Below are 14,894 nucleotides of genomic sequence, written 5' to 3'. Positions count from 1 at the left end.
CCGCAGCACGTCAGGAGTGGTACAGCACGCGTACGACCATCGCGTCGGCGGGCAGGGCGTCGAGGTAGGCGCGGTTGTAGTCGTAGGGCGCCATGGCCGCGCCGATCGCCCGCTGGAGATCTGCGGGTTCGGTCGGGGCGAGACAGACGGTGACGCGTTGTTTGGCCATGAAGTCCTTCTGCCCTCGGCGTTCTACAGGCCGGCGATGTCTGTGCGGGGCATCTTGGGCACGCGGCGGGGCGGGGTGCGGCCGCTCAGCAGGATCAGACGGACGGCGCGGTGGCGCTGGCCGGCGTACGGGGCCAGGAGTTCGAGCATCGCCGCGTCGTCGGCGTCGCGGTCGCCCGCGAGCGCGTAGCCGACGATGCCCGGCAGATGCACATCGCCGACGGAGACGGCGTCGGGGGCGCCGTTGCTGCGCTGGACCGTTTCGGCGGAGGTCCAGGGGCCGATGCCGGAGATCAACTCCAGCCTTGCCTGGGCCCGTTCGGGCTCCATGGCTGCGGCCTCCTCCAGGCGGCGGGCGACGCGGACCGCGCGCAGGATCGTCGATGCGCGCTTGTTGTCGACGCCCGCGCGGTGCCACTCCCAGGAAGGGATCAGCGCCCAGGTGCGGGGCTCGGGCATCACGTACATACCCGGTGCGGGGCCGGGCGCGGGTTCGCCGTACTTGCGTACGAGCAGCCGCCAGGCTCGGTACGCCTCGTCCGTGGTGACCTTCTGCTCCAGGATCGACGGGATCAGGGATTCCAGAACCAGACCGGTGCGGGACAGGCGGAGGCCGGGGCGGCGGTGCTGGGAGGCGGCGAGTAGGCGGTGGCGCGGGGTGAAGGCGGCGGGGTCGTCCGCCTCACCGAGCAGCGTGGGGAGGTGCTCGAGCAGCCAGTCGGCGCCGGGGCCCCATGCCTCGGCCTCGGCGGCGCCGACGCTCGCGTGCAGGGCGACGCGGAGGGTGCCGGGGCCGGCGGGCGTACGGCTGGCGCGCCAGACGGAGCCGTCCGGGGTCGTACAGAAGGTGGGGTCGCCGGGCCCGCGACGGTGCGGCCCGAGCACGAGCCCGAGATCGAGGGGCCCCGGGGGCGTCCAGCACCGGGTGCTGGAGCCGGCCCGCGTCTGCGCGGGGATGCCGGAGGGGACGGTGGTGTGGCCGCCTCGCACGGTGGTGCGGGTGGGGGTGCGGGGGGCGAAGGGTCCTGACACGGCGGGGGTCCTCGGGGATCGGGTGCCTTCTGAGGGTAGGCGGTGTTGTTCCCCCACCCCGCCCCTTCCCGAAACCGGGGGCTGCGCCCCCGGGCCCCCTGGGGGAGGGGGACGTGGGGCCGGGTGTGTCCTCAATCGCCGGACGGGCTTGATTTTCAGGGTCCAGGGCGGAGCCCGCTCTTCAAACCCCTCCGGCGGTTGCGGAACAGGGTCCGGGGCGGAGCCCCGGGTGGGGGAAGCCCGGCTACTGGTCCGACGAGAACCGCACCGATGACGGCGGTAGCACCGCCTCGCACCACACCCTCGCGCCGTCGCGGAGCTCGTTGTCCGCGCCTACCGACGCGCCGTCGCCGATCACCACGCCCGACAGGACCGTGCGGGGTCCGATTCTCGCGCCCGCGCCGATCAAGGAGGCGGAGATCTCCGCGCCCTCCTCCACCACCGCGCCCTCCAGGATCGCGCTGCCGTCGATGCGGGCGCCGCTGCCGATCCGGGCGCCACGGCCGACCACCGTGCCGCCCGTCAGCTTCGCGTCGGGTGCCACTGTCGCCGACGGCAGTACCAGGCGATCGCCGCAGCGGCCCGGGACCGCCGGGGACGGGGCACGGCCCATGACCAGGTCGGCCGAGCCGCGGACGAAGGCCTGCGGGGTGCCGAGATCCAGCCAGTACGTGGAGTCGACCATGCCCTGGAGGTGGGCTCCGGAAGACAGCAGGTCCGGGAAGGTCTCACGTTCGACCGAGACCGGGCGGCCCGTCGGGATGGTGTCGATGACAGAGCGGCGGAAGACGTACGCGCCCGCGTTGATCTGGTCGGTGACGATCTCCTCGGGCGTCTGCGGCTTCTCCAGGAAGGCCGTGACGCGACCGGAAGAGTCCGTCGGGACCAGACCGAACGCCCGCGGATCCTCGACCCTGGTGAGGTGGAGCGAGACGTCCGCGCCGGACGACTGGTGCGTGGCGACGAGCGCCTCGATGTCCAGGCCCGTCAGGATGTCGCCGTTGAAGATCAGGACCGGGTCCTCGGGGCCCGAGTGCAGCCGCGACGCGACATTGCGGATCGCCCCGCCCGTGCCGAGCGGCTCCTCCTCGGTGACGTACTCCAGGTGGAGGCCGAGCGAGGAGCCGTCGCCGAAGTACGGCTCGAAGACCTCGGCCAGGTACGACGTGGCCAGCACGATGTGCTCGACCCCCGCCGCCCGCGCCCGCGCCAGCTGATGCGTCAGGAACGGGACGCCCGCCGCCGGAACCATCGGCTTCGGCGTGTTGACGGTGAGCGGACGCAGCCGGGTGCCCTTGCCGCCGACCAGGAGGATCGCTTCTGTCACCTTGTCGTCTCTGCTTCCTGCTGGGGCCGGCATGCTCACTCGTTCGAGACCGGCAGTGTATGCAGTTCGTCGGTGCTTTCCCCGTCAGGTCCGGCCCTGCAGCGTGGCCGAGGAAGTCCGGGCCGTGCCTAGCCTGGCGTAGAGATGACTTCCCGGACATTCCGTGAAGAATCCGTCCCGGTGCCCGGAGATGACGTTGAAACTGACGTTCTTGCCCTGCTCATACTTGCCGCTCCCTCCTGACGTCAGCACCGACTTGCCACGCGGGTCGATTCCGTACAGTCCGAGCTTCCAGGCGGTCAGCTGCGCGATGGCGTCCACCGCGACCGCGGGCGGGGTGGACAGACTGTACGTGCCGAGCACGGCGATACCCATGCTGTTCGTGTTAAATCCCAGGGTGTGCGCGCCGAGGACCGGTTTGGCCACGCCTCCCGCGCGCCCTTCGTAGATGTTTCCGCACTTGTCGACGGCGAAGTTGTAGCCGAAGTCGCGCCAGCCACTGCTCACTACGTGGTAGCGGTAGATACTGCGCAGGACGGAGGGTGCCTGCTCGCAGGTATAGCTGTTGCCTGTGGCGGTGTGGTGCACGAAGGCGACCTTCACAGAATTTGTGTAGACGAAGCCCGGTTCGCGCAGCGACTCGCTCGCACCCCACCCCTTGCGCGTAATGATGCGCGGGCGCGGTCCGATGAAAGGACTCAACTCCGCGGCGCCGACCGTCCCGGCCGCTGTCGCGTCCTCTTCGGCCTGTGCCACGGCCTGCGCTTCCGTCTCCGCCACGGAAAGCGCCGGGAGCACATCCTCATCCTCCGCCGACGTCGGCTCGTCGTCGGCCCGCTCGTCGTCCGTCGGCGGCGCCTCGTCGGCTGCCGACTCCTCGCCGGGGTCGACGAGTTCGAGGCTCAAACCTTCGGGCAGCGGCCACGGATCCGCCGCCTCCGCGCGTATGCGTACCTCGACGCCGTCCGACGCCCCGACCCAGAGCGGGGCCGTGGCGCCGCGGGCCCTCCCCCATTCGCTCTCCCGGGTGCCGGGATCCGCGCGATGCTCGGCGTTGTGGGTCTCCACGCCCTGCCAGCCGGACCACGCGCCGGAGCCGACGGCCCTGGTGCGGACCTGGACGGTGCCGTGCAGTTCGGCGTTCACGTCGTCCCAGACGACGCCGAGCAGGGAGAACGGTCTGACCTCACGTTCGGTCAGACCCTGTTCCGCCGCGGGCCCGAGGGACCGCTCCGATGCCTTCGCCCCGATGGCTGCGAGCGGCAGGGACTGGGTGGAGCCGGGCACATCAGGCGCCCGGGGCGCCACGGCGGCAGCGCCGGCGGGCAGCGAGAGCGGGAGTACGAGCGCGGCGGTGCACGCGATACCGATCGAAAAAGCTAGGAATCCACGCATGGGTTCGATCCTGAGCCGGGGTCGCCGACTCCGCTCCCCAAGGAACTGACGGTGCAGCGGTCCGACCGGTGTACGCATCACCGGTACGGCGGCCTGTCCAGTCACCGTGCCGCGTACGCTTGCGCGCGTGAACGCCAGCGACCGTACCCCCGCCGACCTGCTGCGATCCGCGCTCGCCGCGGACCCGGCGCGCCCCTTGGTCACCTTCTACGACGACGCCACCGGTGAGCGCGTCGAATTGTCCGTGGCCACCTTCGCCAATTGGGTGGCCAAAACGGCGAATCTGCTCCAGGGCGATCTTGCCGCCGCGCCCGGCGACCGGCTCGCGCTGCTGCTTCCCGCGCACTGGCAGAGCGCGGTCTGGCTGCTCGCCTGCTCCTCGGTCGGGGTGACCGTGGAGGTGGGCGGCGACCCGGCGGACGCCGATCTCGTCGTCAGCGGACCGGACACGCTGGAGGCGGCGCGGGCCTGTTCCGGGGAGCGGGTCGCTCTCGCGCTGCGGCCGCTGGGGGGCCGTTTCCCGCAGCCGCCGGCGGGCTTCGCCGACTACGCGGTGGAGGTGCCGGGGCAGGGCGACCGTTTCGCTCCGTACGCGCCGGTGGACCCGGCCGCGCCCGCGCTCGCCGTCGGCGGCTTGGAGCTGACGGGCGTACAGCTGGTCGAGCGGGCCCGCGCTGACGCGGCCGACTTGGGACTTTCGCCCGGCTCGCGACTGCTGACGGGACGCGCGTACGACTCCTGGGAGGGGCTGTCGGCCGGGCTGTTCGCGCCGCTCGCGGCCGGCGGGTCGGTGGTGCTGTGCCGCCATCTCGGCGAGTTGTCCCAAGAGAGCCTCGAGAAGCGGATCGAGAGCGAGCGCGTCACCAACACCGCCGTATGACAAGCCTCTGAAGTCCACTCGTGTGGCGCACACACGGGCCGAGCCCCCGGGCCTCAGCGTCAACTCCGGTACATGATCGGCGATACCCGTGCTTAAAAAGACAACCAAGCGTGAGGTTCGGCCGTCTAGTCCTGCGATCGGCGACCCAGCGCGCCGCCGACGCCGTGAAGGATGGACGCAGACGTGACGGAGAGTGCTGGCACGCCCGCCGAACCGGACAGGCCGGCCGACGACGAGCCGGCCGCCGGAACGCCCGGGCACGGGGCGGACGAGGTCCCGAAGGGCGAAGCCGGTGCGGCCGGCGCGCCGCGGGACGAGGCCTCCGCCACGGTGTCCGCCACCGACGGACAGACGTCCGGCACCGACGGCACGACCGACGGCACCGCTGCTGAAACCGCCAACCACAAGCGCCACTGGCTGCGTTGGACCGCCCTCGGCACCTCCGTCGTCGTACTCGCCGCGGCCGGCGTCGGCTGGTGGTTCTACCGCAAGCTCGACGCCAACATCACCACGGACAGCACCGCCGCCGCCGAGCTCGAGTCATACGAGAAGGAGCGCCCGGCGTCCCTCGCGCACAACGCGCAGAACATCCTGCTGCTCGGCTCGGACACCCGCTCCGGCGAGGGCAACAGCAAGTACGGCCGCGACGACGGCGGCAGCCAGCGCTCCGACACCACGATCCTGCTGCATATCGCCGCGGACCGGCAGAGCGCGACGGCGATGTCCATCCCGCGCGACCTGATGGTGACCATCCCGAGCTGCCACAAGCCCGACGGGACCCGCACGAAAGAGCAGTTCTCGCAGTTCAACTGGGCTTTCGAGTTCGGCGGTACGGCCTGCACGATCCGTACCGTCGAGCGCTTCACCGGTATCCGCATCGACCACCACATGGTGGTCGACTTCAGCGGCTTCAAGGACATGGTCAACGCCGTGCACGGGGTCGAGGTCTGCCTCAAGGACCCGATCGACGACGCCGACGCGCACCTCAGGCTTCGCGCGGGCAAGCAGTTGCTCAACGGCGAGCAGGCCCTCGGTTTCGTACGGGCCCGCAAGTCCATCGGCAACGGCAGCGACACCGAACGTATGGACCGCCAGCAGCAGTTCCTCGGTGCGCTGGTGAAGAAGGTGCAGAGCAACGGCGTACTGCTGAATCCGATCCGGCTCTACCCGGTACTGGACGCGGCGACCAAGTCGCTGACCACTGATCCTGGTCTTGACTCGCTCAAGGATCTGTACAACCTGACCCGCTCGATTCGTAACATTCCGACGGAAAAGGTGCAGTTCCTGACGGTTCCGCGGCAGCCGTACAGCGCCGACCCGAACCGCGACGAGCTCATCGAGTCCGAGGCCGCCCAGCTCTTCAAGCGGCTCCGGGAAGACACGCCCGTCACGGTCGTCTCCGGGGGCAAGGGGAAGTCCGGGGACGAGGGCAAGAGCGGGGAATCCGAAAAGGCGTCGCAGCGGCCCACGGCCGGGACCGACGAGAAGCCCGACGACAGCGCAGCCGGGGGCCCGACACCGACGCCGACTTTCTCCGGCACGAATGCCGCTGTGGGCATGTGTGAGTAAAGCGATGACCAAGCCGGAGTCGGCAGTCCATGACGATTGGGCGGAATGCCCTCTTGTAAGGGGCGTGGAATTTGTCACGAGCGTCGCTCGACGCTGAACTGGGCGGATAGTGTGACGCGACCTGGTGCTACCGACCCTGGGTCGCGCACCTGCTGGATCGAAAGACCGAGCGCCCTTCGGGGGAGGCGCCTCGCGTGGCACCGACGGAGGACTCAAGAAACCGTGGATGCGCAAAGCCGTGGGCGGGACGAGATCGACCCCGCCGACCAGTGGGTACTCAACCCGCAGACCGGCAATTACGAACTGCGACTGGATCAATCCGGACCGCAGTCATCGGCCGCGAGAACCACGGCTCCCAGGACCCCGGCCCCGCGAAGTTCGACGCGCCGCAGTCCCGTCGCGCCGGGCGAGACGCCGGGCAGGGAGACTCCGGGCCGCGAGGCACCGGGCCGTCAGGTCCCGGGCCAGCGCTCGCGCCGCGCGGGCAACGCCTCCGGCGGTACGACACCGCCCACGGCGGGCCGGCGCAAGCGCAAGCAGCCCAAGTCGCGCAAGAAGAAGGCGCTGCTGTGGACAGGCGGCGTGATGGCCTTCATCGTCGTCGCCGGCTCCGTCGGTGCGTACCTCGTCTACCAGCACTTCGACTCGAACCTGAACACGGTCGACGTCGCGGGCGCGGGCAGTGGCGGCTTCAAGAAGGACCAGGCCGTCAACATCCTGGTGATCGGCACGGACAAGCGGTCCGGCAAGGGCAATGACGGCTACGGCGACAAGAACAGCGTCGGCCACGCCGACACCTCGATCCTCTTCCATGTCTCCAAGGACCGGACCAACGCGACCGCGCTGTCCATCCCGCGTGACCTGATCACCGACATCCCGGACTGCGAGACCAAGACCGCGGACGGCACCAAGGTCATAGGCGGTACGCGCAAGACCCGGTTCAACGAGAGCCTCGGCCAGGAGGGCCGCGACCCCGGCTGCACCATGCGTACGGTCAAGGAGCTCACCGGGCTGACCGTCGACCACTTCATGATGGCCGACTTCAACGCGGTGAAGTCGATGACGACAGCCGTCGGTGGCGTCGAGGTCTGTCTCGCCAAGGACATCCATGACAAGGACTCCAAGCTCAACCTGCCGGCGGGCAAGCACGTCCTCGAAGGTGAGCAGGCGCTTGCCTTCGTCCGTACGCGTCACTCGGTGGGCTTCGGCGGCGACCTGAGCCGGATCGAGATCCAGCAGCAGTTCCTGAGCTCACTGATCCGGAAGATGAAGTCCAGCGACACCCTCTCCAGCCCCACCAAGATGTGGGACCTGGCCGAGGCCGCCACCAAGGCACTCACGGTCGACAGCGGGATAGGAAAGATCTCGAGGCTCCGGGATCTCGGTATGGAGCTCTCGAAGGTGAATCCGAAGAACATCACGTTCGCCACCGTGCCGGTGGTCGACAACACCGACGGCGCGACCGTGCTGCTCAACGAGGCCAAGGCCAAGCCGCTGTTCTCGATGATGCAGAACGACACCTCGCTCACCGAGGTGAAGCAGAAGGAGCAGGACGCCAAGAACAAGCAGCAGACCCTGCTCAAGGGGTCCAGGGCGGCCGCCTCCGAGGTACGCGTCGCGGTCTTCAACGGCAGCGAGACGCAGGGTGCGGCACTGGCGACCCTCACCTGGCTGCAGAACGAGGAAGGCGTACTGAAATCGAGCAATGAGGGCAACGCCCCGCAGCAGCTCGCCAGGACGACGCTGACGTACGCACCGAACCAGGCCGACCAGGCCCGCAAGCTCGCGGACCTGATGGGTCTGCCGGCCGAGGCTCTGAAGCCGGGCACGAAGGACGCCGTGGGGCGTGAGGCGATGACGCTGACCCTCGGCGCGGATTACAAGGGCGCAGGGGTGCCCATCACCGGACCGGCCAAGGCGCCGGAGGGTGTGCAGAAGGTCGAAGCAGACAAACAGGTATGTGCCAAATGACGCCGGAACACCGGGTCATGGGGAGAGCCTGAACGACAGGGGGGACCCGGGGTGGGACAGAACAGGGTGCGGGGGGAGGGGACGCGAGACCGCGTCCGGCAGGCCCGTGAGCTGGGATGGGACGACAGCCTGTACGGCGAGGGGGGCGAGGCTCCCAAGGGCCGCACAGGCACGATCGGTCGCCAGGACCGGCATGACCGGCCGGCCGGCGACGACACCGCGACAGCGGAGGACGGCGGCGGCGCTGAGAGCGGCCACCGGCGCGGTGGCCCGAGACGGCGCGGAAAGGGCGGCAAGCGCCGGATACTGCGCTGGGTCGCGGCCGTGGTGTCACTGCTGATACTCGGCACGGCCGGGGCCGGTTATCTGTACTACGAGCACCTCAACAGCAAGCTCAAGAAGGACGACCTGAACCTCGGCGGCAAGATGCGCGAGCACCAGGCCAACGCCGCGGGTCAGACGCCGCTGAACATCCTGCTGATCGGCTCGGACGCGCGGAACTCCAAGAAGAACCAGGAGCTCGGCGGCGCCAAGGAGACGTTCAACGGCGTGCCGCTGGCGGACGTACAGATGCTGGTGCACGTCTCGGCCGACCGCAGCAACATTTCGGTGATCAGCATGCCGCGCGACACCGTGCTGAAGATCCCGGAGTGCAAGGACCCCGACACCGGCAAGACGTACCGCGCCACCACAGAGGCGCCGACCAACGAGTCGCTGGGCCGCGGCGGACCCGGCTGCACGGTGGCCACCTGGTACGAGCTCACGGGCATCACCATCGACCACTTCATGATGATCGACTTCGCGGGTGTGGTCTCCATGGCCGACGCCATCGGCGGCGTCCCGGTCTGCGTCGAGAAGAACGTCTACTCGCGCAACAAGAAGGGCCAGGGCTCCGGCCTCAAACTGGAGGCGGGCACACACCCGGTCAAGGGCGAGCAGGCCCTGCAATGGCTGCGTACGCGCTACGGCTTCGACGACGGCACCGACCTCGCCCGCACCCGCGCGCAGCACATGTACATGAACTCGATGGTCCGGGAGCTGCGCAAGAACACCAAGCTCACCGACCCGGCCAAGCTGCGCAACCTCGCCGAGGCCGCCATCGACGCGCTCACCGTCGACAAGGGCATCAACACCGTCAAGGACCTGTACGACCTGGGCGAGGAGCTCAAGAGCGTTCCCACCGGCCGGATCACCATGACCACGATGCCGAACTTCTACTCCACGCGCCACGAGGGGAAGGTCGAGCCCCAGCCCGGCGACGCCGAGCAGCTGTTCCGGATGGTCCGCGAGGACATTCCGCTGGACGGCAAGGCCCCGAAGAAGCGGCCGACCACCACCCCGGCCGTGTCCAAGGACCCGGCGGCGACGCCCGGTGAGATCGCGGTGATGGTGCAGAACGGCACCGGGGGCGACGGGCAGATAGCCGAGAAGCGCCGTGCGACGGCGGTCGCCGGGGTCCTGACCGGCAAGGGGTACGCCCTGGCCAAGGCCGACAGCACGACCAACCCGCAGAAGAAAACGATCATCCGCTTCTCCAACGCCGAGCTGGAGGGCGATGCGCAGGCGGTCGCCAAGTCCCTCGGGATTCCGCTGACTTCGGTGAAGAAGTCGACCGAGGTCAGCGGCATCACCCTGACCGTCGGCGCGGACTGGCGTCGGGGCGACGCCTACCCGAAGTCGGCGGGACAGCAGGACAACAAGACGCCGACGTCGGCGAAGGCCCTGAACGGCGAGGACAAGACGGCGTGCATGCCCGTGCAGGCCGGCTTCACCTGGTAGGTCGTACGCGAAGGGCCCCGGGCACGCGATGCGTACCCGGGGCCCTTCCTGCGTATCAGGCGGAGGCCGTCCGCACGGCCGGGCGGCGGCTCGCGATGACCTTCCGCGCCAGCGAGCGCGGGCTGGTCAGGAAGCCGTACCCCCACGACATGTGCATCGTGGCCAGCGCGACGGGGATCTGCAGTCGCGCCTTCAGCGGCAGGCCCCGGCCCGCGGGTACGGATCCGGCTGCGATCGCGGCCAGATAGCCGACCGGCACCACAAAGCCCCATGCGGTGAGGGTCACACCGGCCACGAGGCCCGCGGCGATCGCGCAGACGGCGGTCGGCGGGGCGAGGTAGCGGAGGTTGATGGAGCCGGAGTGGTAGCGGGCGACGACATGGCGCCAGCGGCCGTAGTCCTTGTACTGCTTGGCGAGCGCCTTCACAGAGGGCCGCGGCCGGTACTGGACCTTGAGCTCCGGCGAGAACCAGATGAGGCCGCCCGCCTCGCGGATACGGAAGTTCAGCTCCCAGTCCTGGGCCCGGATGAACTCCTCGTTGTAGCCGCCCTGTTGCTCCAGCGCCTCGCGCCGGAAGACACCCAGATACACGGTTTCGGCCGGGGCTGCCGCGCCGCCGGTGTGAAAGGCCGCGTTGCCGACACCTATCTTCGAGGTCATGGCGGCGGCGACCGCGTGCTCCCAGTCGTTCTCGCCCTCGGCGTGCATGATGCCGCCGACGTTCTGCGCGCCGGTCTCCTCCAGGAGCCGGACGGCGGTGGCGATGTAGTTGGCCGACAGCATGCCGTGACCGTCGACCCGTACCACGATCGGGTGGCGCGATGCCTTGATGGCGGCATTCAGCGCGGCCGGGGTGCGGCCGGTGGGGTTCGGGACGGTGTGGACGCGGGGGTCCTCCCGTACGAGCTCGGCGGCGATCTCGTCGGTGCGGTCCGTGGACGGCCCGAGCGCGATCACCACCTCCATCTCGCCGTCGTACTCCTGCTCGAGGATATGACGGACGGAGTTACGCAGATGCCGCTCCTCGTTGAGGACCGGCATGATCACGGAGACAGCGGGTGTGGCGTTCATCGGTCGCCACGTTACCGCGAACGGGGGACACGGACGCGCGGCGGCCGGGTCGCTGCCCGTTGTCGCAGATCGTATGGGCCTACGGTGCTCGCGATCCCTGTCACCCGCGGAGGTTTCCCACGTGCCCACGCCGCCCCGCTCCAGCCGTCCGCGGCCGGCCGCCCAGCCCAGGACCAGACGTCCGGCCGGGAGCAGACAGCCGGTCGCGAGCGGGCGGGCGGCCGGGAGCAGACAGCCGGCCGGGAGCAGACGGCCGGCCGTGCGGCCCCGCTGGGGAATGCGGGTGGCGACGTCGCTCTCGGTCCTGGTGCTGGCCGCGGGCGGCATCGGGCATGCGGTGGTGACGAGTCTGGACACCACCGGTATCAGCCGCGTCGACCCGTTCAGGGACATGAAAAACCGGCCCGATCCGGGCCACGGCATGAATCTGCTCGTCGTCGGCACCGACGGGCGCGACAAAATCACACGCGAGGAGAAGCGGAAGTACCGTCTGGGCGGCGCGCCCTGCCGCTGCACCGACACGATCATGCTCGTGCACATCTCGGCGGACCGGGAGCGCGCGAGTGTGGTGAGCCTGCCGCGGGACACCTACACGCAGATCCCCGAGCACACCGACGCCACTACCGGCAAGCACCATCAGCCGCACCCGCTGAAGCTCAACGCGGCGTACTCGGAAGGCGGGCCGAACCTGACGGTGCGGACCGTCGAGAACATGACCAAGGTGAAGATCGACCATTATCTGGAGGTCGACTTCACCAGCTTCATGAAGACGGTGGACACGCTGGGCGGGGTGGAGATCTGCAACGCCCGGCCGCTGAAGGACTCGCACACCGGTCTGGACCTCGGCGTCGGCACGCACAGGCTCACCGGCGGTCAGGCACTGCAGTATGTGCGCTCGCGCTATGTCGACGGGGCGGCGGACCTGGGCCGGATGCAGCGCCAGCAGCGCTTCCTCGCGGCTCTCATCCACCAGGCGAGCAGCAGCGGCGTCCTGCTGAACCCGGTCAAGTTCCGGGATGTCGCCTCGACGATGCTGAACTCCGTACGGGCCGACCGGGGCTTCGGCTCGGATGAGATGCTCGCGCTCGGCAAGGCGATGCGCGGCTTCACGCCCGCCTCGTCGGAGTTCACGTCCGTACCGCTCGCCGACACCAGAAATCCGGTCAAGGGCATCGGCTCCACGGTGAAGTGGGACGACGCGAAGTCGAAAAAGCTCTTCCAGACGCTGCGCGAGGACAAGCCGCTCGCCCCGCGCCGGCCGAAGACGCGGAAGGTGACGCTGGTCGATGTGCCGCCGCAGCAGATCCGGGTGCAGATCTTCAACGGCACGCACACCGACGGGCTCGGCAAGCAGGTCGACGCGGCCCTGCGCTCCACCGGCTTCAACACCACCCGCACCCCGCTGAACGGCAGCAGCCGCGAGGTGCGCCGCACCTATGTGACATACGACCCACGCTGGGACCGCTCGGCGAGGTCGCTCGCGGCCGCGCTGCCGGGGTGCGAGCTGCGGGCGGCCAGGAGGCAGGGGCCGACGATGAAGGTGACGGCGGGGCGGGACTACAAGGGGGTCACGCCGGTGCGGGCGGAGGAGGTGCCCCGGGGCGGGTTCGGCACGGTCACCGGTGACCAGGTCGTCTGCCCGTGAGAGCCGGTCAGTCCTCGATGCCCTCGGCGGCGCGCTTCTCCCGCAGCTCCTTGATCGCGCGGCGCCGGGCGAGCCGGTGCGTACGGCGGATCTGCGCCTCCTGGTAGCGCCGCCGGTCGCGCTCGGTCACGGGGATCACGGACGGTACGCGACGGGGCTTGCCGTCGCCGTCGACGGCCGCGAAGACGAGATAGGCGCTGCCGACCTGCTGCGCCGGGGTCGACTCGTTCCAGCGCTCGGCCAGGACCCGTACGCCGACCTCCATCGAGGACCGCCCTGTCCAATTGACCTGGGCCTTCACATGGACCAGATCACCGACCCTGACCGGCTCCAGGAAGACCATCTCGTCCATGGAGGCGGTGACCGCAGGCCCGCCGGAGTGGCGGCCGGCGACCGCGCCAGCCGCGTCGTCCACCAGCTTCATGATCACGCCGCCGTGCACCGTGCCGAGGAGATTGGTGTCACTGCCGGTCATGATGTGGCTCAGGGTGGTACGGGAAGCTGCGGTGGGCTTGCCCGGTATCTCTGGCTCCGGGCGCTGGGCCTGATCTGTCATGCCGCCCACCATATGCCGGGCCACATTGCATCAGCTTCGCAACAGCCCTGGTGCGATTCCTCACCCTCCTTGTGGGGGACGGGGGCTCTCCCTGCACACTGGTCCGCATGAATGACTGGCCCGATGGATGGTCCGACGACCGCGGCAACGGCAACGCAGCCGGCTACGGCCGCGGCAGCGCAGGCCCGCAGCCCGAAGGCGCGCGGGTGATGCGCCATGTCCAGCGCCCGGCCGCACCGCAGCACGGCGGGGTCCCCCCGCAGTCGCGCGGGTACGACGAAGGCTATGACCAGCAGGCGTACGACAGCGGCTACAACACGGGTCAGGTCTACGGAGGCGGCGGCCGGGGCGGCGACAACGGCGCTCCCCCGCAGAGCTACCCGCCGCGCCCGGGCGCGGCCCCGGACTGGCGCCGTCGGCTCAAGATCGGTTCGCTGACGCTGGTCGTGCTGCTGCTCGCGGTCTCCATCGGCACGTACTTCTGGGCCGACTCCAAGCTCAAGCGCGAGGTCGACCTCTCCAAGGTCATCGAGCGGCCGGGCGGCGGCGAGGGCACGAACTATCTGATCGTGGGTTCCGACAGCCGTGAGGGCATGTCCGCCGACGAGAAGAAGAAGCTCCACACGGGCTCGGCCGAAGGCAAGCGGACCGACTCGATGATGATCCTGCACGACGGCTCGAACGGCCCCACGCTGATCTCGCTGCCGCGCGACTCGGACGTGGAGATACCGTCCTTCAAGGGCTCGCAGTCGGGCAAGCTCTTCCCGGCGAAGGGCCGGCACACCAAGCTGAACGCCGCGTACGCGGAGGACGGCCCGGAGCTGCTGGTCCGCACGGTCGAGCACAACACGGGCCTGCGCATCGACCACTACGTCGAGATCGGCTTCGCGGGCTTCGCGAACATCGTGGACGCAATCGGCGGTGTCGAGATCGACATCCCGAAGGCCTTCAAGGACAAGAACTCGGGCGCGGACTTCCAGGCGGGCAAGCAGACGCTCGACGGCGAGCAGTCGCTGGCGTTCGTACGGACGCGGTACGCATTCGCGGGCAGCGACCTGGACCGTACGAAGAACCAGCAGAAGTTCCTCGCGGCCCTGGCGAGCCAGACGGCGACGCCGGGCACGATCCTCAACCCGTTCAAGCTCTACCCGACGATGGGCGCGGGCCTGGACACGCTCATCGTCGACAAGGACATGTCCCTGTGGTCGCTGGGACAGATGTTCTTCGCGATGAAGGGCGTCACCGGCGGCGAGGGCAAGTCCATGAACATGCCGATCTCGGGCAGCACGAACGGGAACCTGGTCTGGGACAAGGCCAAGGTGAAGCAACTGGTGCAGCAGCTGAAGAACGACGAGAAGGTCACGGTCACCTCGGACCGCTGACGCTTGAGCGGTACGGGAGAGGGCCCGGACGGATCGCCGTCCGGGCCCTCTCGTGTGCTCCGGGCCCCGACCGCTCAGGAGAGGTCTGGCAACCGGACGGGGCGCAACGAAAGAGGCA

Annotated in this window: 12 protein-coding genes; 6 read left to right on the top strand and 6 right to left on the bottom strand. The window is 69.5% G+C overall.

Annotated features, from left to right (window positions below; translation table 11 throughout):
• Positions 1-10 precede the first annotated feature (10 nt).
• From ACFYXH_RS11235 to ACFYXH_RS11220, 4 genes are all read right to left on the bottom strand, one after another.
• Entirely contained in the window at positions 11-169 is a 159-nt protein-coding gene (locus ACFYXH_RS11235) for a hypothetical protein (RefSeq protein ID WP_389561802.1), read from the bottom strand.
• A gap of 23 nt (positions 170-192) precedes the next feature.
• Positions 193-1,200: a DNA-3-methyladenine glycosylase family protein gene (locus ACFYXH_RS11230; RefSeq protein WP_389561801.1), complete on the bottom strand. Its 1,008-nt coding sequence runs from the start codon at positions 1,198-1,200 to the stop codon at positions 193-195.
• A gap of 244 nt (positions 1,201-1,444) precedes the next feature.
• Entirely contained in the window at positions 1,445-2,560 is a 1,116-nt protein-coding gene (locus tag ACFYXH_RS11225; RefSeq protein WP_389561800.1) for a sugar phosphate nucleotidyltransferase, read from the bottom strand.
• A gap of 51 nt (positions 2,561-2,611) precedes the next feature.
• Positions 2,612-3,922: a peptidoglycan recognition protein gene (locus ACFYXH_RS11220; protein ID WP_389561799.1), complete on the bottom strand. Its 1,311-nt coding sequence runs from the start codon at positions 3,920-3,922 to the stop codon at positions 2,612-2,614.
• Between the two features lie 127 nt (positions 3,923-4,049).
• Here ACFYXH_RS11220 and ACFYXH_RS11215 point away from each other — a divergent pair, with 127 nt between their 5' ends.
• From ACFYXH_RS11215 to ACFYXH_RS11200, 4 genes are all read left to right on the top strand, one after another.
• Positions 4,050-4,802, top strand: a complete 753-nt coding sequence (locus ACFYXH_RS11215; RefSeq protein ID WP_389561798.1) for a TIGR03089 family protein — start codon at positions 4,050-4,052, stop codon at positions 4,800-4,802.
• A gap of 183 nt (positions 4,803-4,985) precedes the next feature.
• Positions 4,986-6,371: an LCP family protein gene (locus ACFYXH_RS11210; RefSeq protein ID WP_389561797.1), complete on the top strand. Its 1,386-nt coding sequence runs from the start codon at positions 4,986-4,988 to the stop codon at positions 6,369-6,371.
• Between the two features lie 222 nt (positions 6,372-6,593).
• On the top strand, positions 6,594-8,342 hold the full coding sequence (locus ACFYXH_RS11205) for an LCP family protein (protein WP_389561796.1): 1,749 nt from the start codon (positions 6,594-6,596) through the stop codon (positions 8,340-8,342).
• 51 nt (positions 8,343-8,393) lie between these two features.
• Positions 8,394-10,121, top strand: coding sequence for an LCP family protein (locus ACFYXH_RS11200; RefSeq protein ID WP_389561795.1), 1,728 nt, complete (start codon positions 8,394-8,396; stop codon positions 10,119-10,121).
• 55 nt (positions 10,122-10,176) lie between these two features.
• On the opposite strand, the gene ACFYXH_RS11195 is transcribed toward ACFYXH_RS11200, so the two are convergent.
• Positions 10,177-11,193 carry a glycosyltransferase family 2 protein gene (locus tag ACFYXH_RS11195; RefSeq protein WP_389561794.1) on the bottom strand — a complete coding sequence of 339 codons (1,017 nt, stop codon included), beginning with the start codon at positions 11,191-11,193 and terminating at the stop codon, positions 10,177-10,179.
• A gap of 277 nt (positions 11,194-11,470) precedes the next feature.
• Between ACFYXH_RS11195 and ACFYXH_RS11190 the strand changes: the two genes are divergently transcribed.
• The gene (locus ACFYXH_RS11190; protein ID WP_389561841.1) at positions 11,471-12,838 is read left to right on the top strand and encodes an LCP family protein; all 1,368 of its coding nucleotides are present in this window, start codon (positions 11,471-11,473) and stop codon (positions 12,836-12,838) included.
• Between the two features lie 7 nt (positions 12,839-12,845).
• Here the strand turns inward: ACFYXH_RS11190 and ACFYXH_RS11185 are convergent, their stop codons facing one another.
• Complete coding sequence (locus ACFYXH_RS11185; RefSeq protein ID WP_389561793.1) at positions 12,846-13,394, bottom strand: acyl-CoA thioesterase; 549 nt, start codon at positions 13,392-13,394, stop codon at positions 12,846-12,848.
• Positions 13,395-13,501: 107 nt separating this feature from the next.
• Here ACFYXH_RS11185 and ACFYXH_RS11180 point away from each other — a divergent pair, with 107 nt between their 5' ends.
• Positions 13,502-14,776, top strand: coding sequence for an LCP family protein (locus tag ACFYXH_RS11180; protein ID WP_389561792.1), 1,275 nt, complete (start codon positions 13,502-13,504; stop codon positions 14,774-14,776).
• The last annotated feature ends 118 nt before the right edge of the window (positions 14,777-14,894 follow it).

The sequence above is a fragment of the Streptomyces sp. NPDC002730 genome (assembly GCF_042888805.1).
Taxonomy (GTDB): Bacteria; Actinomycetota; Actinomycetes; order Streptomycetales; family Streptomycetaceae; genus Streptomyces.
The sequence above is the reverse complement of the archived record's forward strand: the minus strand, read 5'-3'. Positions and strand labels throughout refer to the sequence as shown.

Bases quoted from the DNA above. Each gene is read 5' to 3' on its own strand.
- ACFYXH_RS11195 (WP_389561794.1), bottom strand. From the start codon at position 11,193: ATGAACGCCACACCCGCTGTCTCCGTGATCATGCCGGTCCTCAACGAG.
- ACFYXH_RS11180 (WP_389561792.1), top strand. From the start codon at position 13,502: ATGAATGACTGGCCCGATGGATGGTCCGACGACCGCGGCAACGGCAAC.
- ACFYXH_RS11185 (WP_389561793.1), bottom strand. From the start codon at position 13,394: ATGACAGATCAGGCCCAGCGCCCGGAGCCAGAGATACCGGGCAAGCCC.
- ACFYXH_RS11225 (WP_389561800.1), bottom strand. From the start codon at position 2,560: ATGCCGGCCCCAGCAGGAAGCAGAGACGACAAGGTGACAGAAGCGATC.
- ACFYXH_RS11220 (WP_389561799.1), bottom strand. From the start codon at position 3,922: ATGCGTGGATTCCTAGCTTTTTCGATCGGTATCGCGTGCACCGCCGCG.
- ACFYXH_RS11190 (WP_389561841.1), top strand. From the start codon at position 11,471: ATGCGGGTGGCGACGTCGCTCTCGGTCCTGGTGCTGGCCGCGGGCGGC.
- ACFYXH_RS11235 (WP_389561802.1), bottom strand. From the start codon at position 169: ATGGCCAAACAACGCGTCACCGTCTGTCTCGCCCCGACCGAACCCGCA.